Raw genomic sequence first — 18,874 nt, 5'->3', positions numbered from 1 at the left:
CGCCCCGTAGAGGCCCAGGGAGTTTGTGACGGTTTTCGACATCAAGGATGAGATGGCTATGAGTTTGACGAGCAGTTTTGCCAACACGCAAAGCACGCATTTTTATGCCGAAATGGGCGAGTTGATTGCCAACTGTGGGCACGCGGATTTTGCTGCCCACATGCTGCACCTGGTGGACAAATGGGTACCGATCCACCTGGTGGACCTCAGTGAATGGACCCTGGACGAGTTGCGCGACCGCGTGCTCGATATCAAATTGCTCGGCAGTGCCGGCCAGAACCAGGACCTGCCGCCGCCCCTGACCCTGCACTCGATCAACGACCACCCGCTGCTGCGCGACATGCTCGGCATGCAGGACCCGCTACTGATCCAGCTCAAGGCCAAGGCCGACAGCGCGCACCCACGGGGCACCTCCCACCAGTGCAACCTGGTGTCACGCCAGGGCAATCGGCGCTGCGTGATTTCGTTCTACCGCCCGCCGACCCAGCGCGGGTTTTCCCTGGCGCAGCTGTCGTTTCTCAAGTGCCTGTCGGACACGTTGCTGCCGTTGATCGAGTGCCACGCCCAGAGCCTGCGCCAGGCGCCGTCTCCCACGCTGGAGCCGGCGCACACCCTGCTGGAGCAGTCGCAGTTGCAGCACGCGTTCTACAAACGCCTGTCCCTGGGCGACATCACCCTGTCGGCGCGCGAGCAAGAGGTGTGCCTCGGCCTGTTGACGGGCGGCACCGTGCCGCAGATGGCGGAAAAACTCAGCGTGAAAAACAGCTCCATCGAAACTTACCTCAAGCGCGCCGCCGCCAAGCTTGGTGTGAGCGGCCGACACGGCCTGGCCAAATGGATGGTCGGCGCCTGATGAACCGACCCGCGCTCATCCCCTTTGCGCTGGCCTGGATGCTGGGCGGTTGCTCGCTGATCCCCGAGTACCAGCGGCCCGAGTCTCCCGTGCCGGCGCAGTACCCCCAGGGTGGGGTCTGCCGCGCCATGCCCACCTCGGACTGGCACGGCATGTTCCACGACCCGGCGCTGCAGCAACTGATCGGCGCGGCGCTGCTCAATAACCGCGACCTGCGAGTGGCCGCGCTGAACGTCGAAGCCTTCCAGGCGCAGTACCGCATCCAGCGTGCCGACCTGTTCCCCGCCGTGTCCGCCACCGGTGCCGGCAAGCGTCAGAAACTGCCGGGGGATGTGACCGGTACGGGCAAGTCCGCGATCACCTCGAACTACTCCGCCACCCTGGGCCTCAGCGCCTACGAGCTGGACCTGTTCGGCCGTGTGCGCAGCCTCAGCGAACAGGCGATGCTGACTTACCTGGGCACCGAAGAGGCGCGGCGCAGCACGCAGCTGAGCCTGGTGGCCAATGTCGCGAATGCCTACCTGACCTGGCGCGCCGACCAGGAACTGTTGGCCCTGGCCCAGCAAACCCTGGCCGCCGACGAGCACAGTTGGCAGTTGACCCGGCGCAGCAAAATCGCCGGCAAGGCCTCGGCGCTGGACGTGGTGCAGGCGCGTACCAGCGTCGACAGCACCCGCGCCAGCGTGGCCCGCTACGCGCGCCAGGTCGCCCAGGACCTGAATAACCTGACGCTGCTGGTGGGCAGCCCGGTGGATGAACACCTGCCGTCACGCCCACTCGCCGACGAACTGGTGGCGCGCCTGCCCGCTGGCTTGCCGTCCGACCTGCTGCAACGCCGTCCGGATATCCTCCAGGCCGAATACCAGCTGCAGGCGGCCAACGCCAATATCGGCGCAGCCCGCGCGGCGTTCTTTCCGTCGGTCACCCTCACGGCCAACGCCGGCAGCACCAGCACCGAACTGTCGGGGCTGTTCAAGGGCGGCTCGGGCACCTGGACGTTCCAGCCGCAGGTCAACCTGCCGATCTTCAACGCCGGCAGCCTGCGCGCCAGCCTCGACTACGCCAAGCTGCAAAAAGACATCAGCGTGGCGCAGTACGAAAAATCCATCCAGAGCGCCTTCCAGGAAGTCGCCGATGGCCTCGCCGCCCGCCAGACGTTCACCGACCAGCTCGCGGCCCAACGCGACTTCGTCGCGGCCAACCAGGCCTATTACGACCTGGCCCAGCACCGTTACCGCAGTGGCGTGGACAGCAACCTGACGTTCCTCGATGCCCAGCGTTCGCTGTTCAGTTCGCAGCAGGCGCTGATCATCGATCGGCTCGCGCAGTTGGTGGCCGAAGTGAACCTGTACACGGCACTGGGCGGCGCTTGGGACGTCAGCGCAATTCCGACTGCCGCAGCCGATACTCCCCCGGCGTCTGCTGCGTATAGCGAAGGAAAAACCGGCGCTTGGCCTTCTGCATCACCCGCTCCAGCGGCCAATGCTCCAGGTAGTGAGCCTCGATCAGTTTTCGCGGGCTTTTTTGTGGCGAGCGGGCTTGCCCCGCGTTGGGCTGCGCAGCAGCCCCAGTAAGATCGACGCGGTGTTTCCTGGGGAACCGCGGCGTCTGATTTGGGGCCGCTTCGCAGCCCAACGCGGGGCAAGCCCGCTCGCCACAAGAAAAGGCCCTCTTTGCCTCAGGAAGCCCACTTGCCACAAGAAAAGGCCCTCCTTGCCCCGGGAAGCCTACTTGCCATCAAACATGGGGATTTCAGAGCACCAGTTACCCCAGCCTCAAGGCTTGTCCCGCACCACCCGCCACACCGTATTGCCCACATCATCCGCCACCAGCAATGCGCCTTGCGCGTCCAGGGTCACGCCCACCGGACGGCCCTGGGCTTCGCCCTCGGCATTGAGGAAGCCAGTGAGGAAGTCCACCGGTGTGCCCGTCGGCTGGCCGTCCTTGAAGGCGATAAACACCACTTTGTAGCCCGCCTGCGGGTTGCGGTTCCACGAGCCGTGCTCGCCGACGAACACGCCTTCGGCAAACGCCGCCGGCATGCTGCGGGCGTCGGAAAAGGTCAGGCCCAGCGGCGCGACGTGGGTGCCGAGGGCGTAGTCGGGGGCGATGGCCTGGGCGACTTTGTCCGGGCGTGGCGGCTGCACGCGGATGTCGACGTGGGCGCCGTAGTAGCTCCACGGCCAGCCGTAGAAGGCGCCGTCCTGCACCGAGGTGAGGTAGTCGGGCACGAGGTCGCTGCCGATTTCGTCGCGTTCGTTGACCACCGTCCACAGCTGTGTGGAGCCGGGTTTCCACGCCAGGCCGTTGGGGTTGCGCAGGCCGCTGGCAAACAGGCGTTTCGCGCCGCTGGCGATGTCCAGTTCCCAGATGGCCGCGCGGCCTGCCTCGGCGTCGAGGCCGTTTTCGCCGACATTGCTGTTGGACCCCACGGTCACGTACAGCCGCGTGCCTTCCGGGTTGGCCAGCAGGTTTTTGGTCCAGTGGTGGTTGATGCCGGCCGGCAGGTCAGTGACGTGAACCGGGGTGGCGTCGATGTGCGTCTGGCCGGGGGTATAGGGCACCTTGACCACCGCGTCGGCATTGGCGATGTACAACTCATCGCCCACCAGTGCCATGCCGAAGGGCGACGCGAGGCCGGTGAGGAACTCGCTGCGCACCTCGGCATGCCCATCGTGATCGGCATCGCGCAGCAGGGTGATGCGGTTGGCGCTCGGCGTATCCGCGCCGACGCGGCCCATGACGATGCCCATTGCGGTGCGGCGGGCCCAGGCGATCAAGCCGGTGCCTCCATCGGTCGCGCCTTCTGGCATCGGTGGGTGATTGCTTTCAGCGACCAGCACATCACCGTTGGGCAAGGTGTAGACCCAACGCGGGTGGTCGAGATGGTCGGCCAGGGCGGTGACGGTGAAGCCTTCGGGGGCACGCGGCTGCACCTGCTCGGGCCAGCCCACGGCCTTGGACACCTTGAGCGTGGGCATCAACGAAGTGCTGGGCTCCGGCAGTTGGGGCGTGGGGCCGACACCGGCCTGGAAGGGCAGCTTGGACGATTCGCCACAGGCAGTGAGAACCGCCGCAGCAGTGATCAGGAGTGCCAGTCGGCTCGGGTTGTTCATGCTTGAAACCTCGGGAAAAATCCCGACGCAGTATTGCCTGATGACCCGGGGGTAAACACCGGCGATGGCGCAATTGAGTTTTAACCGCAGGGCACGAATGCCTTGAGCCCACGAAGGGCCATCGCGCTTGCTGGCGATAGCGACCCTGATGCATTCACCGGCAAGCCGGGCTCCTGCAAGGGATCAGCTATCATTAAGCCACCACTCAAGACATGGACAGTCCCTATGCGCCCGCTATCTGCTTCCGCTGTTGTGCTGACCGCCCTTCTCCTCTCGGGGTGCAGCATTACGCAGACCGTTACCCCGGTGGCCTTGTCACCCGCCCAGTCCGCTGAAATCTGCATGATTCCCGCCGCAGGCCTGCGCAGCGGGTTCAACAGCACCTACACCGCGCAGCTGCGCAGCAAGGGTTTCCAGACCCGCGAGTTGCCGCCGGGCAGTCCGCCCGCGAGCTGTGCACTGTCGACCACCTACATCGGCACCTGGAGCTGGGACTTTGCGCTGTACATGACCTTTGCCGACATCCAGGTGTTTGAAAACGGTCACCGCGTCGGCCAGGCGCTGTATGACGCGACCTGGGGTGGCGGGCGCCCGGACAAGTTCATCAGCGCACAGAACAAGATCATCGAGATGACCAACCAGTTGTTCCCTGCAGCCTCCTATGCCAATCCCCAGGCTACCCATTTCCCATAGCCAGGCTGTGCGGCGAGAACTCCACGAAGCGCCACCTCAACGCGAGGGCTGCCGGACGCCGCACCAGATGCTCCACGGTGACGGTCCACAAGCGTTGCGCGCCTTCGAAGCGGGCGACTTGCGGTCCGTCGAGGATCAGCGAGGTGCGCCCGGTGACCTGCAGGACGTCCCCCGATTCGAAATCGATGAACAACAACCCCGCCACCGGGTTCACGTGCAGGTTGCCCAGGGTGTTGAAGAACAGGTTGCCGGCGAAGTCGGGGATGGTCAGCAGATTACCTTCCACGTGCACAAAGCCGCGGTAGCCGCCGCGATGGGACACGTCCACCGAGCGTTCGCCGGCGACATCGACATAGCTGGCGACGAAGAACGTATCGGCGTTGCGGATCATTGCGTGGGCCGCGGCATCCAGGCCGTCGAGGCGCTCGACCCGCGTGTCGGGTCTACGTGCGACGCCAACCACCGGCCGTAGCTGGATGTATTTGGGGCAGTTGCCGTAGGTGTGCACCACCTCGATCGAAAAACCCTCGTGCCCCAGGCTGCCGATCCGGCCATTCAGGCGGTTGCGTCGGCGTGTGTTCAGGTCGATGCCAAGCACGCCCACGCTGGCGCCGCGATGCAACGCAGCACGGGCGGGGTCGCTCACGGACGGCACGCTGTCGATCTGCAAGGTCTGCGGGTCGGGTGAATGCGCGAACCCTGGCGCGGCTTCGATCATCGTCGCCCAGGGCAGCCCTTGTTCATCCACCACACCGAGCACCAGGTACGGCAACAGGGGATAGAAGTCCCGATGCTGCTCCGGCAAGTGATCGCGGATCACCTTGGGCCCGACCACGGCCATGCGCTCGGCGGCGCCGGAGTTGTGCTGGAGATACCGTTCGCCGGCATGCCAGGGGGAATGTTCGATGGGATTCATGCTGCTCACCTCCGAGTGGATAGGCCAATGGTGCGCGCTGGCACCCCACACGAGAATGCCCACGCCGGGCAATCGACTGTTACACCAACTGAAATGCCGGATGATCCCGCAGCGCCGCCACGCAATGGTCGACAAAACTGCGCACGCGCATCGGCGCATGGCGGCCGTCGCGGTACACCACGTGCACCGGCAACGGCGGCGGCTCATAGTCCGGCAGCACACGACACAGCTCGCCGCTGAGGAGGTGCTCATGCACGGGATAGCTCAGGCAGCGAATCAGCCCCGCGCCCTGCACGGCCGCATTGATCGCACCTTGCACCGTGGTGCACCTCAAGCGCGCACGCGCCTTGAGCGGGCCGCCTTTGAAGGCCCAATCGACCGGGTCGGTGCTGGCGACCAGTCGATGCTGCTTCAGCGCGTCCGGGTGCCGCGGCTCGCCATGGGCAGCGAGATAGCCAGGGCTGGCACACAGGATCGGCCGCACGTGCCCGACCGGTCGCGCAACCAGGGATGAACTGGGCAGCTCGCCCACCAAAATCGCCACGTCCAGCCCCTCTTCGTGCAGGTTGGGGTAGTAGTCGTGGTAGTGCGCCACCAGGCGCACGTCGGGGTAGCGATCCATATAACCGGCCAACACGGGCGCCATCACATAACGGCTGAAGAGCAGCGGCAGGAACACGCGCAAATTACCCTGGGCCTGATCGTGCATGCCCTTGGCCGAAGCCTGTGCAGCGTCCACGGCGGCAAGCAGGCGCACGCAGTCGGCCAGGTAGGCCTGGCCTGCCTCGGTCAGGCTGACGCCGCGTGTACTGCGCACCAGCAACACCACGCGCAGGCGGGCTTCCAGGCGGGCGACCGCGCGCATCAGGGTCGCGCCGGACACCGCGACACTGCGCGCCGCCGAGGCCAGGCTCGGGTGCCCGGCCAGCGCGGCGAACAGCTGCATATCGCGGTATCGCTCCATCATCCGCGCCGCTTCATCGCCGGATTCAGGGCTGCGTCCTGACCCAGGCGGTGGGTGAGGAAATCCACGAAAGTGTTGATCTTGGCCGGCACTCGCGGGCTTTTCTGGAACACCACCTGGATCGGCAGCGCCGCGGGTTCGAAAGCCTCGAGGACAATCTCCAGCTCACCGGCCGCCACCGCTGCGGCGACTTGATAGGACAGCACCCGCGTCATGCCCCAGCCCTGCCTCGCCAGGTTGATCGCCGCATTGTTCGCCGTCACCACCAGACGCGGCTCAATCGGCACGGTCAGTGGCTGGCCATCCTCGACAAACCGCCATTCGCTGACAAGTTGACTGGAGGACGAGGTCGCAATCTTCGCATCGCGCAACTGCGAGGGGTGCCGGGGCCGGCCGTACTGCTCCAGGTAAGCCGGCGCCGCACACACCACGCGGCGCACCTCACCGACCTTGATCGCCTGCTGCCCCGGCTCCTGCAGATGGCCGATGCGCACGGCCACGTCGACACCTTCGTCGAGCATGTTGACCACGCGATCGACCAGCAGCGCATTGATACTCACCTGCGCAAAACGGTCGAGATATTCCCCCAGCGCCGGTGCGACATACAGCTCGCCGAACAACACCGGCGCGGTCACCGTCAGGTGGCCGCAGGGAATCGTATAACTGCCCGCCGCCGCTTCCTCGGCCTCGTCGAGTTCAGCCAGGATGCGCCGACAGTCTTCCAGGTAACGCTGGCCGGCTTCCGTCAGGTGCAGGCTGCGGGTAGTGCGCGCGAGCAACTGCGTGCCGATCCGCGCTTCCATGGCGGCAATGGCGCGGGTCACGCTGGGTGGCGAGGTGTTGAGGCGGCGCGCGGCGGCGGCAAAGCCCTCCTCCTCGGCCACCGCCAGGAACACCTGCATTTCATGGAATCGATCCATCGACAGGCCTCGTGAAAATCAGTGTGATTGCAGCCCCACCGCCGTGCGCGGCATGCCGACAAACCCCGGTAACGCTTCAATGCTGGCGAGCCAGGCGCGTACATGAGGGTAGTCGTCCAGCGACACATTGCCTTCCGGCGCGTGGGCCACGTAGGTGTAGAAGGCCACGTCGGCAATGCTCGGCTGTTCGCTGGCCAGGAAGCGGCTGTGGCGCAATTGCTGCTCCACCAACTGCAGCAAGGCGTGGGAACGGCTGATCGCGGTATCGGTATCGATCTGGGCACCAAACACCAGGGCCAGGCGCGCCGCAGCGGGGCCGGCATGCAGTTGTCCGGCGGCGGCCGACAGCCAGCGCTGGACGCGCGCCTGGCCTAAGGGATCGCTCGGCAGCCATTGGCCTTTGCCGTAGGTGCTCGCGAGGTACACCAGGATCGCGTTGGAGTCCGCCAGCACCGTGCCGTTGTCGTCAATCGCCGGCACCTGGCCGAAGCTACTGAGGGTCGCGACGAATTCAGGCGCTTTGTGCGCGCCCTGCTTGAGGTCGACCAGAATGAACTCACTGGGCAAGCCCAGCAGGGACAGCATCAGCTCGACCCGATGAGTGTGGCCGGACAATGGATAACCGTAGAGTTTGATCGCAGGCTGGGACATGGAAGGCTCCGAAAGAGGGGTTCGACACACCGCATGTTCCATCGCTGCCCGGGTCGATGGAATTACCAGGTTTTACAATCCAGCATTTCACCCAGTGAAACAATCACTCACCAAACAAATCGACGATCAGATCGAACAGCGTGCGCTTGACCGCGCTGTCCAACGCGGTCCAGGCCAGCCCCGTGCTGGTCTCGAAACCACCCAGTTGCAGAGGCCGAGACACGCAATTGGCCGGCAGGGCCCGCGTCGCCTGCACCGGCAGCACGCCAACACCCAACCCGGCGCAGACCAGCGCGAGCATGGTGGTGAACTCGCCCAGCTCCGAGGCGATGTGCAGGGGGATGCCCAGCGCCTGGATAAACTCATCGTAGAAGCCCGGGGCATAGCGCCGCGCGAGGATATACACCGGCACATCCAGCAGGTCGGCGGGCTGGATGGACGCCTGCGCCGCCAGCGGGTGATCCACGGGCAACGCCACGCAGAAACTCTCGTGCAGCACCGCGCGGGTCTGGATCCCCGGGTGCGCGGCCGGCAGGCGCATCAGGCCGAAATCCAGCAGGCCGTTCTTCAGTGCGATGGCCTGGTCGGGGCCGGGCATGTCCTTGAGTTCCAGCTCGAGGCGCGGGTAACGCTGGTGCACCGCGCGGATCAGCTCGGGCAACCATTGCGGGAGTACCGAGGACACAAACCCCAGGCGCACCCGGCCGATCTCGCCACGGCTGGAGGCGCGCGCCGCATCCGCCGCCCGCGTCGCCTGGTGCAAGGTGGCCTGGGCTTCCGGCAGGAACACGCGACCGGCTTCGGTCAGCGCCACCGAGTGGCGATTGCGGTCGAGCAGGCGCACGCCGAGGCCGCTTTCGAGCAACTTGATCTGCATGCTCAGCGCCGGTTGCACAATCGACAGCTGCGCTGCCGCCCGACCGAAATGCAACTCCTGGGCGAGCACCACAAAGGCCCGCAAGTGTTTGAGCTCCATACCCTACCCTGGTGATCACCGATATTGATCAGAAGATCATAAATGAACATTGGACCTACCCCCTGGATTGCAGCGAAGTTAAGCCCATTAAGCCCTGTTTGGTTATCACCCGCGCGTTCGGAGAACGGTTCCATGCACAGTGTTTTAGACAACTTCCGCCTGGATGGCCGGCTCGCGCTGGTCACCGGTTCCAGTGCAGGTATCGGCCTGGCCATTGCGCGCGGGCTGGCCCAGGCCGGCGCACGGGTGGTGCTCAACGGACGCAATCGCGGCAACTTGTGCGATGCAGCCGCGCTGCTCACGCTGGAGGGCCTGGAGGTGCACACCCAGGCATTCGATGTCACCGACAGCGCGGCGATCCAGACCGCGGTGGCGGATATCGAAGAACGCCTCGGCCCGCTGGAAATCCTCGTCAACAACGCCGGCATGCAGCGTCGAGGGCCGCTCGAAGACTACAGCGAGCAGCACTGGCGCGAATTGATCAGCACCAACCTCGACAGCGCGTTTCTGGTCGGCCAGGCTGTGGCGCGAGCGATGATCGCGCGCAAGCGTGGGCGCATCATCAATATCTGCTCGGTGCAAAGTGAACTGGGCCGCCCGGGCATCGCGCCGTATGCGGCGAGCAAGGGCGCGTTGAAGATGCTCACCAAGGGCATGGCCATCGACTGGGGCCCGCATGGGTTGACCGTGAATGGCATCGGCCCCGGTTACTTCAAGACCGAACTGAACGCCAACCTGGTGACCCACCCCGAATTCAGCGACTGGCTGGTGCAGCGCACCCCGAGCCGCCGCTGGGGCGACGTGGCCGAACTGGCCGGCGCCGCCGTGTTCCTCGCCAGCGACGCCGCGAGCTTCGTCAACGGGCATATTCTTTATGTGGATGGGGGAATTACTGCGTCGTTGTGAGGGTGGGAGCTGGGAATGGGATTGTGGTTGGGAGTGAGATTTTGGCTGGAAGTGAAACTGTGGCAGGGAATGAGATTGTGGCTGAAAGTGAAACTGTGGTGAGCGGGCTTGCTTATTGTGGCGAGCGGGCTTGCCCCGCGTTGGAGCGCGAAGCGGTCCCAATAAGGCCGCCGCATTCCGTCAGACAGAATGCGGTGGATGGTTTTAGGGCGGCTTCGCCACCCAACGCGGGGCAAGCCCGCTCACCACAATAGGCGAGCCTGCCAGGACAATCTTGCTCACCACAATAAGCGCGTCCCCCAATAAGACCGCCGCATTCCGTCAGACACAATGCGGTGGATGGTTTTAGGGCGGCTTCGCCACCCAACGCGGGGCAAGCCCGCTCACCACAATAGGCCCGCTCACCACAACAGGCCCACTCACCACAATAAGCGAGCCTGCCAGGACAATCTTGCTCACCAACAAGCGCGCCTGCCAGAACAAGCGTGCCCGCAACCAAGCGTGCCACGACAACCAGCCCGCACTCAGCGCTCTTGCAACCGATCACGCAAAAACCGGTGGCTGGCGGAGAACAGCCGTCGGTAGGTGAGCAGCACCGCCCCCACCGTGCCCAGCGCCGACGATGCGGCGATCAGGAACATGATCACGATCTGATACCGCACCGCATCCACCGGGCTTTCCCCCGCCAGCACCTGGCCGGTCATCATGCCAGGCAGGCTGACGATGCCGACCACGGTCATCTGGTTCAGCGTCGGGATCATGCCGGCGCGCACTGCCTGGCGGATCGCTTCCTGCGCGGCTTCCCAACGCGAGCCGCCGAGGGCGAGGATCATCTCGATGGTGTTGCGGCCCGAGGTCAGTTCCTGGGTCATGCGTTCGATGCCCAGGGACACGCCGGTCAGGGTGTTGCCGAGGATCATTCCCAGGATCGGAATCGCGTACTGCGGCTCGTACCAGGGATGGATGCGAATCACCGCGAACAGCCCCACCGCCGTCACCAGCCAGGAACTGCCCCACACCGACAGGATGCTGTCGACGCGCTGCCCGCGATACGTGCGGCGTCCACGGCCGGCAGCCGAGAGGCCGGCAATCAAGGTCATCGCGCACATCAACGGCAGCACCACGTACCAGTAGGCAAACTCGAACACCCATCCCAGCAGGTAACCGATCGCCAACAGTTGCACCACGGTGCGTACCGCCGCCCACAGTAACTGTCGGCCCAGGCCCAGGCGCAACAGCACTGACAGCGCGCCATTGATCAGGATCAGCGAGGCGGCGATGCCCATGTCCAGGGCCGTGAGGTTCTGATAATTCATGGCTGGGCCGCTCCATCCAGCACGCCTGCGCTCATCTGCAGGTGGATGTCACTCATGCGCCGGGCCTGGTCGAGATCGTGGGACACCCAGACATAGGCGCGCGCGTTGTCCGCGGCGAACCAGGCGTCGATGAGCGCTTCGACGTCCCGCGAAGATGCCGGGTCGAGGGCGGCGGTGGGTTCGTCCAGCAACAGCACTTCGGGGTCGAGTTGCAGGGTGCGGATCAGCGACACCACCTGGGATTCACCGCCGGACAAGTCCAGCGCGTGCTTGGCCAGGAAGTCCGGCGCCTTGCCCGCATGCTCCAGCAGCGTGATGACTGAGGCGCGGTCAAAGTGGCGCTTGCGCAGGGTCTTGAGGCTGAACGGGAAACGCAGGTTGTCTTCCACCGTGCCTTCGAGCAGCGCCGGGCGTTGCGACAGGTAGCTGATGTGGCTGCGGTAGTGGGGAATCTGCGCATTGGCGATCGGCTGGCCGTTCCACAGGATCTGCCCCGAGGTCGGCGTATCCAGCAACGCCAGGGCGCGCAGGAACACACTTTTGCCGGAGCCGGACGAACCGGTGATCGACACGCGGTCGCCGGCGTGCAAGGTGAAGTCCGTGGGTTGCAGCAAGGCCACCTCGCGGCGTTCATCCACGCGCGTGAGGGCGCGGGTTTGTATCAATGCGCTCATGGACGCGGGGTTCCTCGTAAATCCTGCCAGGCGCAATGGTGCGGCACACGCGGGAAGATTTCATGAAAAAATTCAAACTATCGCCAGCCACGTCGTTCACACCTTCACGTGCAACGTAAACAGGAGGCGACATGCAGTACCGACAACTGGGCCATTCCAGCCTGCTGGTATCCGAAATCATCCTGGGCACCGTGCCGTTTGGCGGTCGTGCCGAGTTCGAAAAATGCGGCTCGGTGGACGTGCCCCAGGCCAAGCGCATGTTCGACATCGCGTTCGACGCCGGGGTGAATATGGTCGATACCGCCGACCTCTACTCCCACGGCCTGGCCGAAGAAGTGGTCGGCAAGGCCTTGGGCGATAAGCGCAACGACATCCTGCTGGCGACCAAGGGCCGCAGCCCGGTGGACAAGAACCCGAACAATTCCGGTTCGTCGCGCTACCACCTGATCCGCGCGTGCGAAGCCAGCCTGAAGCGCCTGGGCACCGACCATATCGACCTCTATCAACTGCACAACTGGGACGGCATGACGCCCATCGAGGAAACCCTCGAAGCCCTGCGGCTGTTGGTGGGATCGGGCAAGATCCGCTACTTCGGCACCAGCAACTTCACCGCATGGCAAATGATGAAAACCCTGGGCAAAGCCGAATTGCACGGCATGCTCAAGCCCATCACCCAGCAGATCTACTACACCCCGGAATCGCGCGAGGCCGAGTACGAGTTGCTGCCACTGGCGCTGGACCAGTCCATCGGCACCCTGGTGTGGGGCCCGATGGGCGAAGGTTTGCTGACCGGCTCGACCCGGCGCGGACACCAGCCACCGGCCAATACCCGCCAAGGCAGCGGCTGGCCGGAACCCTACGTGCATGACCAGGAGCGCGCGCTGGATATCATCGAAACCCTTGCTGCCGTCGGCGACGAGCATGGCGTCTCGGTGGCCCGCACATGCCTGGCCTGGCTCAAGGATCGCCCCGGGATCACCTCGTTGATCGTCGGCGCACGTACCGAAGAACACCTGCGCGACAACCTTGCGGCGACCGAACTGAAGCTCACTGAGGAGCAATCCTCGCGCATCGAGGCCGTGACCCGTCGCCAGCCGTTGTACCCGTACTGGCACCGGTTTACTGCAGGCATCGACCGCTTTGACCCGGCAGAACAGCCGTTCCTGGCCGAGCATCAAAAGACCATGGACGCACGCAAGGACAAGTAAGCCGGTCTGAATGTGGGCGCGGGCATGCTCGCGCCCCCCTCTTGAGGGTTGCAGTGAACGGCAATGCTGCCTATATTTCCCGCCTGGCGCTCTCTACGCCACCTTCCGCGGAAAGGGCTGCGCCCAAGACACTGCAACCTCCTTTTTTCTACGACTCCCCAGCCTTAAAGCGGAAAAGGTCTGTGCAAGGAGATCGTATGTCCCAACACTTCAACACCGATGGCCGCCTCAACCTTGAGCAGCAGCGCAAGCGCGCCAAGGAACTGTTGCCGCGCCTGAAAACCCAAGACCCGCACGCGACTTTGTCCCAGGCCCAATGGACGATCGCCAAACAGCTGGGCTTCAGCAGTTGGCCCAGGCTCAAGGCGCATATCGACGCCATCGACTTCGCCGCGCAGCACCCCGACTTCACCGCCAGCGATGAAGCGCGCACCACCCATTGGCGCTGTGGCAATGACATCGCCCATAGCTTGCAACTGGCCGGGTTCAAGGGCCGGTTCCGGATGCTCACCGACCCGTTATGCATGGGCCCCGTGCGTGATGTGCCGGATGAAGCATTCCGCGCGCTGCGCAGCGCCTTCATCAGCCAGGCCTTTGCCTTGGACCACACCGAGACAGCGCGCCGCGTGGACGATGAATACCAACAGCTGAATGCCTTGGCCGGCGCCGATCACAGCGTGCTGTGGTGCGAGGCGGACGCCTATGACCAGCTGTTCCTGGTCCGCACACTGGCAAGTCTGGAACACGCGCCGCGCAAGCTGGAGCTGATCGAGGTGGGCCGCATTCCGGGCGTCGAGCGCTTCATCGGCATCGGCCAACTGTCGCCTGACGTCCTGGCGTGGCTATGGCCGCAGCGTCGGCTGATCGACGATGACGCGGTGCAATTGGCCAGACAGGTGTGGTCGGCGTACTGCGACAACTCGCCCGTCACCCTCGCCGAACTGGCGCACGGCAATCACCCTTCCCTGCCCTTTCTCGCGCCGGCGCTACTGCGTCAGTTGCAGGAGTTGCCCAGCCAGCACAACGGTCTGTCACTCACCGAACAGTTATCGCTGGGCTACATCGCCGAGGCTGGACCGGTGCCTTTCGGCCGGGTGTTTGCCGAGTTGATGGCCAAGCGTGAGCCGCTGCCGTTCCTGGGCGACATGATGTTCCATGCGCTGCTGCGTCCGTTGATCGATGCCGAGCAGCCGTTGCTGATCGAGACCGGCACCGACCAGCCATGGCCTCGCCGCCCGTTGGCGCTCACCGCGTTGGGCCACGCGGTACTGCAGGGCGATGCCTATTGGCTGGACCATGCCAGCGACGTGCGCTGGGTTGGCGGCGTGTGTCTCTCACCCCGCCAGCCGCATTGGACGCTGGATGATCAACGACGGCCGTTATGGCGTGGCTGACGGCCGTGGCTCATGGATCGGGCAGCCGTTGTGCTCGGCCCGGAACCCGGACGACATCTCATAAGCGGGCTTGCGCACCCGCATCACCCCGCCCAGAGGCCGATGCGCCGCCAGCCCGTGCCACGGACTGAAGGCCATGCCATCGTCGATCTGCTGCACATTTTCCGGGCTCCAGGCCGCTTGCGGTGCAAGGTCGATGCGCGCCACGGTCACATACGGGCTGAGGTCTTCAGGCCACTGCACCGAGGCGTCCTCGATGGGCATTTTTTCCAGGTCGGTGGCCAGTTGGACGCGCACCTCCCAACTGCCGCCGCTTTGGGCAAAGTAGGCTTCGACCGCTGCACGCAGGCCATCGGGGTTGCCACCGAAATCCACGTGCAGGTCAGTCAGCGCCGTCAGGTTCGACGACACCGGCACCACCGCGACCTTGGCGTAGTAAGGCCCGTAGAGCATCGGCACGACGCTGGAAAAACTCTCGCCGAGGATATGCGTCTGTGGGTGGCCGCCCAGGCTTTTCAGGGTACCGCTTTCGCCACCGAGCGACTCCAGCGTCGCCTCCACGCCGCGCAGCACTGCCGACAAGGCTTTCTTCATGCCGGGGGCCTTGTCGGTAGTCTTGGCCAATAACTTCAGGGTCTTGAGGAAATCCTTCGGCGTCGCGGCGGTGAAGGCCTTGGCGTTTTGCATGACGAAATCCTGCGTCACCTCGCCATCGCTGCCCGGCAGGCGCGCACCCTCGACGCCGACGATCTTGACCGCCAGCCCGCGCGGGGTGGACACCTTGTCATCGAGGATGTCGCCAGGGTTGGTCGAAAAGCGCATGAACACCGGCAGTGTCACCGGCTTGGCGAAGGCGCCCTGGGCCAGTTCGGCCGGCAGGTTATCCAGCACCGTGATGTGCCCGCGCAACAAACCGTGGGCCTTGGCGTGAACACTGCGGGTGGCGTGCCCACTGTCACGAAACGTGGTCTGCATAATGCCGTGAAGGGCTTCGGCCAGCTCCGCGCTGGTCTGCGCTTCATCTTCCGGGATCTGTTCGAAGGACGCTTCAAAGGGCAACGGCGCACGCACTGGATTGACTACAGGTAGGTCGTTCATCAGGTATCTCTCCGCTCGGCATAGGGTTCACGGCAGGCTTTTTCTAATAGTCAGGTACGCCGGAAAAAATCCAGGCGTGGTGATTCATAGGTCCGGGGCAATCAAATGAATGTTCAACAAATCGGCATGACGTCGGACGAGCGGTGGCCGCCTACCGTCCGGAGATCAGCTCGAACCTTTTGCAGCGCGCATTCGTCACAGCCTTATCCCTCCTGATAGCACCCGGGTGCCGCCATGCTGATCTATCCAAAAGCCCACTTTCACCCCTACACCCATGCGAGCGGCGGCTGGGGCTCGGCGCAGTCGGTAATGAAAATCCTGTGGCGCGAGCAGGCTTTCGCCAAGGGCCCGCGCGCGCTGATGAAACAGAACAAGCCGGACGGCTTTGCCTGCGTCAGCTGTGCCTGGGCCAAGCCGGGCAAGCCGCACGCCCTGGAGTTTTGCGAGAACGGCGCGAAGGCCACGGCCTGGGAGTTGACCTCGCTGAAGACCTCGCCGGCGTTCTTCGCCGAGCACACCCTCAGCGAACTGCGCCAATGGTCGGATTACGATTTGGAGCAACACGGGCGGCTGACCCACCCGCTGCGCTACGATCCAGCCACCGACCGCTACCAGGAGACCACCTGGGAGCAGGCATACCGCGAGATCGGCGCGCAATTGCAGACGATGCAACCCGACAGCGTGGTGTTCTACGCCTCCGGGCGTGCGTCGCTGGAAACCTCGTTCATGTACCAACTGTTCGCCCGGGCCTACGGCACCAACAACCTGCCCGACAGTTCGAACATGTGCCACGAGAGCACCTCGGTGGGGCTGCAGGAAAGCATCGGCATACCGGTCGGCAGCGTGACCCTGGAAGATTTCGAACACACCGACTGCCTGTTTTTCTTTGGCCAGAACGTCGGCAGCAACGCCCCACGCATGCTTCATCAACTGCAGGATGCGCGCAAACGCGACGTGCCGATCATCACCTTCAACCCGCTGCGTGAGCGCGGGCTGGAGCGCTTCGTCAATCCGCAGTCGCCGGTAGAGATGCTCACGCCGGAATCCACCGTGATCAGCACGCAATACCACCAGGTAGCGATTGGCGGCGATAGCGCCGCCCTGCTCGGCCTGGCCAAGGTGCTGCTGGAGATGGACGACCAGGCGCAGCGCGAGGGGCGCGCGGCGATGCTCGATCACACCTTTATTGCCCAGCACACCCAGGGTTTCGAGGCCTTCGCGGCGCTGGTGCGGGCTTGCCAATGGCAGACTGTCGAGCGCCAGTCCGGGCTGAGCCGCAGCGCCCTGGAGGCCGCCGCGCAGGTGTATGCGCGCAGCGAGCGGGTGATGATGATCTATGGCATGGGCCTCACCCAGCATCGCCACGGGGTGCAGAACGTGCAGATGCTGGTGAACCTGTTGCTGATGCGCGGCAACTTCGGCAAGCCGGGCGCCGGGATTTGCCCGGTGCGTGGCCACTCCAACGTGCAAGGCCAGCGCACCGTCGGCATTACCGAAGACCCGAAGAAAGTCCCGGTCGAATTGATCGAACAACACTTCGGTTTCAAGGTGCCCGAGCAGATGGGCCTGTGCACCGTTGACGCCTGCGAAGGCATCCTCGCCGGGCGCGTGCGCGGTTTTATCGGGCTGGGCGGCAACTTCCTGCGCGCGATCCCGGACACCTCGCGCATGGAACCGGCCTGGCAGACGCTGCAACTCAACGTGCAGATCGCGACCAAGCTCAACCGCACGCACTTGTTGCCTGCAGCCCACCAATGGCTGCTGCCGTGCCTGGGGCGCATCGAGATCGACCGGCAGAACGGCGTCGCCCAGACCTGGGCCACCGAGGACAGCACCGGTTGCATCCACGGCTGGCGCGGCAGCGCAGAACCGGTCGGCCTGCAGGTGCGAGCCGAGGCCAGCATCGTCGCCGGCCTGGCCCTGGCGACCTTGCCGGCCGGTAGCAAGATTGACTGGCAAGGCTGGAGCGCCGACTACTCGCAGGTGCGCACCGCCATTGGCGCGATCTACCCGCAGATCTTCCACGACATGGAAACCCGCATGGCCGAACCGGGTGGTTTCCACCGCCCCATCGCGGTCGCCCGGCGTGAGTGGCTGACCCAAAGCGGCAAGGCACAATTCGTGCTGCCCAGCACCCTCAACGAAGACGACGACGTCAACCCCGAGGTGCTGCCACGCGATGTGCTGCAGTTGATGACGCTGCGCAGCAACGATCAATTCAACACCACCATTTATGGCTACGAGGATCGCTTTCGCGGTATCAGCGGCACGCGCGAGGTGATTTTCATGCACCGCAACGACATCGCGCGGCTGGGCTTCGAGAATGGCCAGGGCGTGATGCTGACCACCGCCATAGAGCCGCAGGTCAAGCGCCAGGTGGGGCCGCTGGAGATCGTCGCCTATGACATTCCCGAAGGCTGCGCCGCGGCGTATTACCCTGAATGCAACCCGCTGGTGCCGCTCTGGCACCATGCCGAACGCAGCAAGGTGCCGGCGGCCAAATCGGTGCCGATCCGCCTGAGCCTGGCGGGTTGATCAGCGCTTGGGCGACAGCCCGACCGCGCACGCCACCACCGCCGAATCCTGCGGATAGTGAGCGCGCGGGGCCATCGTGGGCGACAGCAGCCGACCGTCGACGGCGCGCAACATCGGCCGCTCGACGGCTGGCGCGCAATGCTGTGGGTCGATAATTTCCATGCAGCGGCGCAACGAGTTGAAGTCCGGCGACTGCGCCAGCGACAAATGCAACGTCTGGCTCACCGACACCGACACCACCGACCCCTGCACGCATTGCCCGTCATAGATCAGCGCGTGGCGGATCAGCGGGTTGTCATGGCAGTACTTCAGCAGGTTGAATGGCCGCGCGCACACCAGCGCCGTGTTGATGATCAACAGGTCGAACGCCACCGTGCCCGAGCGCGTCAAGGCCTGCAGCTCGTCGAACGTGCTCAGCGGGGCGATGCGGTAATAGCCCAGCTGGTTGAGCATTTTCTCGATCTTGATCCGTTGCAGCAGGTCTGCATCGGCAATCAGAAGGCGTAACGCTTTATTGGACATAGGTAAACCTGACAGTTGGGCATCCGCGTCGATCATTCAACGCTGAATACGTTAACCGTCAGCCAGCAAACCTGACTTTAAGGCGATTCTGAAACGGTACGCCGCTACCCCCACGCATTTTTAAGAATCGCC

16 protein-coding genes and 1 pseudogene are annotated in these 18,874 nt (G+C 64.5%); 7 read left to right on the top strand and 10 right to left on the bottom strand.

Features of this window, described 5'->3' with window-relative positions; genetic code table 11:
* Window positions 1-58: 58 nt before the first annotated feature.
* A complete protein-coding gene (locus AC07OJ_RS26845; protein WP_495095528.1) occupies window positions 59-853 on the top strand; it encodes a helix-turn-helix transcriptional regulator in 795 nt (264 codons plus the stop codon).
* A complete protein-coding gene (locus AC07OJ_RS26840; RefSeq protein ID WP_495095527.1) occupies window positions 853-2,427 on the top strand; it encodes an efflux transporter outer membrane subunit in 1,575 nt (524 codons plus the stop codon). Before AC07OJ_RS26845 ends, AC07OJ_RS26840 begins: the two co-directional genes overlap by 1 nt.
* Before the next feature lie 201 nt (window positions 2,428-2,628).
* Here the strand turns inward: AC07OJ_RS26840 and AC07OJ_RS26835 are convergent, their stop codons facing one another.
* Window positions 2,629-3,969: a PQQ-dependent sugar dehydrogenase gene (locus tag AC07OJ_RS26835; protein ID WP_495095526.1), complete on the bottom strand. Its 1,341-nt coding sequence runs from the start codon at window positions 3,967-3,969 to the stop codon at window positions 2,629-2,631.
* 225 nt (window positions 3,970-4,194) lie between these two features.
* Here AC07OJ_RS26835 and AC07OJ_RS26830 point away from each other — a divergent pair.
* Window positions 4,195-4,620: pseudogene (locus tag AC07OJ_RS26830) on the top strand (Sbal_3080 family lipoprotein); the annotation flags it as partial.
* A 25-nt stretch (window positions 4,621-4,645) separates the two neighbouring features.
* Here AC07OJ_RS26830 and AC07OJ_RS26825 read toward each other — a convergent pair.
* The 5 genes from AC07OJ_RS26825 to AC07OJ_RS26805 form a co-directional block, all read right to left on the bottom strand.
* Window positions 4,646-5,578, bottom strand: a complete 933-nt coding sequence (locus AC07OJ_RS26825; RefSeq protein ID WP_495095525.1) for a flavin-nucleotide-binding protein — start codon at window positions 5,576-5,578, stop codon at window positions 4,646-4,648.
* A 79-nt stretch (window positions 5,579-5,657) separates the two neighbouring features.
* Window positions 5,658-6,542: a LysR family transcriptional regulator gene (locus AC07OJ_RS26820; RefSeq protein WP_495095556.1), complete on the bottom strand. Its 885-nt coding sequence runs from the start codon at window positions 6,540-6,542 to the stop codon at window positions 5,658-5,660.
* Window positions 6,542-7,462, bottom strand: coding sequence for a LysR family transcriptional regulator (locus tag AC07OJ_RS26815; protein WP_106803283.1), 921 nt, complete (start codon window positions 7,460-7,462; stop codon window positions 6,542-6,544). Before AC07OJ_RS26815 ends, AC07OJ_RS26820 begins: the two co-directional genes overlap by 1 nt.
* 18 nt (window positions 7,463-7,480) lie before the next feature.
* On the bottom strand, window positions 7,481-8,113 hold the full coding sequence (locus AC07OJ_RS26810) for a glutathione S-transferase family protein (RefSeq protein ID WP_495095524.1): 633 nt from the start codon (window positions 8,111-8,113) through the stop codon (window positions 7,481-7,483).
* Between the two features lie 103 nt (window positions 8,114-8,216).
* Complete coding sequence (locus tag AC07OJ_RS26805) at window positions 8,217-9,089, bottom strand: LysR family transcriptional regulator (protein ID WP_495095523.1); 873 nt, start codon at window positions 9,087-9,089, stop codon at window positions 8,217-8,219.
* Between the two features lie 132 nt (window positions 9,090-9,221).
* Between AC07OJ_RS26805 and AC07OJ_RS26800 the strand changes: the two genes are divergently transcribed.
* Window positions 9,222-9,995 carry a glucose 1-dehydrogenase gene (locus AC07OJ_RS26800; RefSeq protein ID WP_495095522.1) on the top strand — a complete coding sequence of 258 codons (774 nt, stop codon included), beginning with the start codon at window positions 9,222-9,224 and terminating at the stop codon, window positions 9,993-9,995.
* Window positions 9,996-10,519: 524 nt separating this feature from the next.
* Here AC07OJ_RS26800 and AC07OJ_RS26795 read toward each other — a convergent pair.
* Together AC07OJ_RS26795 and AC07OJ_RS26790 are read right to left on the bottom strand one after the other, a co-directional pair.
* On the bottom strand, window positions 10,520-11,311 hold the full coding sequence (locus AC07OJ_RS26795; RefSeq protein WP_495095521.1) for an ABC transporter permease: 792 nt from the start codon (window positions 11,309-11,311) through the stop codon (window positions 10,520-10,522).
* Window positions 11,308-11,985, bottom strand: coding sequence for an ABC transporter ATP-binding protein (locus tag AC07OJ_RS26790; protein WP_495095520.1), 678 nt, complete (start codon window positions 11,983-11,985; stop codon window positions 11,308-11,310). The genes AC07OJ_RS26795 and AC07OJ_RS26790 overlap by 4 nt, the downstream gene beginning before the upstream one ends.
* A gap of 131 nt (window positions 11,986-12,116) precedes the next feature.
* Between AC07OJ_RS26790 and AC07OJ_RS26785 the strand changes: the two genes are divergently transcribed.
* Window positions 12,117-13,193 (top strand): aldo/keto reductase, encoded by a 1,077-nt coding sequence (locus tag AC07OJ_RS26785; protein WP_495095519.1) that lies wholly within the window; start codon window positions 12,117-12,119, stop codon window positions 13,191-13,193.
* A gap of 197 nt (window positions 13,194-13,390) precedes the next feature.
* Window positions 13,391-14,587 carry a DUF1835 domain-containing protein gene (locus AC07OJ_RS26780; protein WP_495095518.1) on the top strand — a complete coding sequence of 399 codons (1,197 nt, stop codon included), beginning with the start codon at window positions 13,391-13,393 and terminating at the stop codon, window positions 14,585-14,587.
* Here AC07OJ_RS26780 and AC07OJ_RS26775 read toward each other — a convergent pair.
* On the bottom strand, window positions 14,573-15,688 hold the full coding sequence (locus AC07OJ_RS26775) for a catalase family protein (RefSeq protein WP_371920695.1): 1,116 nt from the start codon (window positions 15,686-15,688) through the stop codon (window positions 14,573-14,575). The two genes, AC07OJ_RS26780 and AC07OJ_RS26775, sit on opposite strands and share 15 nt — an antisense overlap.
* Window positions 15,689-15,919: 231 nt before the next feature.
* Here AC07OJ_RS26775 and AC07OJ_RS26770 point away from each other — a divergent pair, with 231 nt between their 5' ends.
* Entirely contained in the window at window positions 15,920-18,220 is a 2,301-nt protein-coding gene (locus AC07OJ_RS26770; RefSeq protein ID WP_495095517.1) for an FdhF/YdeP family oxidoreductase, read from the top strand.
* Here the strand turns inward: AC07OJ_RS26770 and AC07OJ_RS26765 are convergent, their stop codons facing one another.
* Window positions 18,221-18,742 carry a chemotaxis protein CheY gene (locus AC07OJ_RS26765; RefSeq protein ID WP_495095516.1) on the bottom strand — a complete coding sequence of 174 codons (522 nt, stop codon included), beginning with the start codon at window positions 18,740-18,742 and terminating at the stop codon, window positions 18,221-18,223.
* Window positions 18,743-18,874 lie beyond the last annotated feature (132 nt).

The sequence above is a fragment of the Pseudomonas sp. GW821-FHT09C08 genome (assembly GCF_059418125.1).
The sequence above is the reverse complement of the archived record's forward strand: the minus strand, read 5'-3'. Positions and strand labels throughout refer to the sequence as shown.

Coding starts and splice junctions, on each gene's coding strand:
- AC07OJ_RS26845 (WP_495095528.1), top strand. CDS start 59: ATGAGTTTGACGAGCAGTTTTGCCAACACGCAAAGCACGCATTTTTAT.
- AC07OJ_RS26785 (WP_495095519.1), top strand. CDS start 12,117: ATGCAGTACCGACAACTGGGCCATTCCAGCCTGCTGGTATCCGAAATC.
- AC07OJ_RS26835 (WP_495095526.1), bottom strand. CDS start 3,969: ATGAACAACCCGAGCCGACTGGCACTCCTGATCACTGCTGCGGCGGTT.
- AC07OJ_RS26765 (WP_495095516.1), bottom strand. CDS start 18,742: ATGTCCAATAAAGCGTTACGCCTTCTGATTGCCGATGCAGACCTGCTG.
- AC07OJ_RS26795 (WP_495095521.1), bottom strand. CDS start 11,311: ATGAATTATCAGAACCTCACGGCCCTGGACATGGGCATCGCCGCCTCG.
- AC07OJ_RS26815 (WP_106803283.1), bottom strand. CDS start 7,462: ATGGATCGATTCCATGAAATGCAGGTGTTCCTGGCGGTGGCCGAGGAG.
- AC07OJ_RS26780 (WP_495095518.1), top strand. CDS start 13,391: ATGTCCCAACACTTCAACACCGATGGCCGCCTCAACCTTGAGCAGCAG.
- AC07OJ_RS26800 (WP_495095522.1), top strand. CDS start 9,222: ATGCACAGTGTTTTAGACAACTTCCGCCTGGATGGCCGGCTCGCGCTG.
- AC07OJ_RS26770 (WP_495095517.1), top strand. CDS start 15,920: ATGCTGATCTATCCAAAAGCCCACTTTCACCCCTACACCCATGCGAGC.
- AC07OJ_RS26840 (WP_495095527.1), top strand. CDS start 853: ATGAACCGACCCGCGCTCATCCCCTTTGCGCTGGCCTGGATGCTGGGC.
- AC07OJ_RS26820 (WP_495095556.1), bottom strand. CDS start 6,542: ATGGAGCGATACCGCGATATGCAGCTGTTCGCCGCGCTGGCCGGGCAC.
- AC07OJ_RS26825 (WP_495095525.1), bottom strand. CDS start 5,578: ATGAATCCCATCGAACATTCCCCCTGGCATGCCGGCGAACGGTATCTC.
- AC07OJ_RS26810 (WP_495095524.1), bottom strand. CDS start 8,113: ATGTCCCAGCCTGCGATCAAACTCTACGGTTATCCATTGTCCGGCCAC.
- AC07OJ_RS26805 (WP_495095523.1), bottom strand. CDS start 9,089: ATGGAGCTCAAACACTTGCGGGCCTTTGTGGTGCTCGCCCAGGAGTTG.
- AC07OJ_RS26790 (WP_495095520.1), bottom strand. CDS start 11,985: ATGAGCGCATTGATACAAACCCGCGCCCTCACGCGCGTGGATGAACGC.